Raw genomic sequence first — 1,394 nt, forward strand, 5'->3', positions numbered from 1 at the left:
GATTAAGCAAAAAGATTAGATAATCTAAACAAGAAGAAATCAATTTTTCTAACGCCTCTAAATTGCGATCTAAAAGCTTTAATTTTTGCATTGAAAGATTCCGCTGAAGCATTCGTGCTTCGATTATCAAAGTAGTTTAGTATTGATTGATAATTAACTGTTATTGTATTAAGGACAATATTGAAGTTTTTAAACCCCGATTCTTCTACTTTTCTATACCAATGTGCTAATTTCAACATAACGACATTTTTATCGTTTTTGCTGTTGTAAATAGCTCTTATTTGTTGAGATAAAGCATAAGCTGTTTTTATATCAGGATATAATTCAAATAGGAGTTGTGCTCTTTCTTCTTGGCTGTCCGTCCACTTTTCTTTTGATTTATATAGTAAATAGCGACTTCTAGCTAATAATTGTTTTACAGTATCTCCATTGTTTAAAAGTTGGGGAGTATGTATTTTGTTTTCTGACTTAGCTTGTAGTATCGATTGATTCTCTCTGTCCATTGCTTGCCATCGGTGCTTGATTCTAATTTCTTGTAAAGCTTCTAAGACTAATTTCTGTACATGGAAACGATCTGTTACTTGTATGGCTTTTGGAAAACATTTTTTAGCTATCAACTTCATAGAATTAGCCATATCAAGAGTGATTTCTATAACTGCCTGCCTTTTTTTAGAGTCGATTTTACTGACTTGTTCTATCACCTGTTCTGTTTTAGTACCAGCAACTATAGCAACTAACGATCCTTTTTTGCCTTTGGCTTTTTTATTGGTAACAATAGTATAAAGTTCTCCTTGAGATAAGGCAACTTCGTCGATAGCGAGATGAGTTCCTATGTTTTGAGGGTAAATAATCCATTGATGGGCATGTTTTCTAGGTTCCCAAGTACTAAAAGAACTTAAGTGTTTTTTGTATTGCCTTTGGAGTTTTTTACCGTTAACACCAAAGAAACCTCCAATGGTGCTACAATTAATAGCGGTGTTATCTATTAATTTCTTTTAAAAAAGCCGCAAACTCTTGCGTCATACGTGTTCCCTTAGCTACTAACTGCCAGTCTCTTTTAACTATTTCACCATTGGTTTTATTTGTCCAACGACGACGTTTAATGTGTAAATAGACAAACTTACCTCTAAGTGGGAAATCTTGAATTGTGATTTCATTCAAAAATCCTTTGGATACTAATTCCAAAGAATCAAACTCTTTTGGAGGTTTTGATTTTTCTTCAAAATAGAGATGTAGGTTTTCCTCAGAATTGAGAGCAGAAATTATTTCAAAGTTATCTATTAGAAAATCAGGAAGCACAAATTTTAAAAGCTCGAATGAATCCATTTATTATTGTTTTGCTCTGCAAATATCTATATTTTTATTAAATCCTCCCCAGGTTTTGTTCCTGATCC

General features: G+C 32.6%; 2 protein-coding genes. Both read right to left on the reverse strand.

The window, feature by feature from the left end; all coding sequences use genetic code 11:
• Positions 1–2: 2 nt before the first annotated feature.
• Positions 3–986 (reverse strand): ISAon1 family transposase, encoded by a 984-nt coding sequence (locus BLV91_RS16760; RefSeq protein ID WP_091435356.1) that lies wholly within the window; start codon positions 984–986, stop codon positions 3–5.
• Positions 979–1,326, reverse strand: a complete 348-nt coding sequence (locus BLV91_RS16765) for an ISAon1 family transposase N-terminal region protein (protein WP_091435358.1) — start codon at positions 1,324–1,326, stop codon at positions 979–981. Before BLV91_RS16765 ends, BLV91_RS16760 begins: the two co-directional genes overlap by 8 nt.
• Positions 1,327–1,394 lie beyond the last annotated feature (68 nt).

This window comes from Flavobacterium degerlachei (assembly GCF_900106645.1).
GTDB lineage: Bacteria > Bacteroidota > Bacteroidia > Flavobacteriales > Flavobacteriaceae > Flavobacterium > Flavobacterium degerlachei.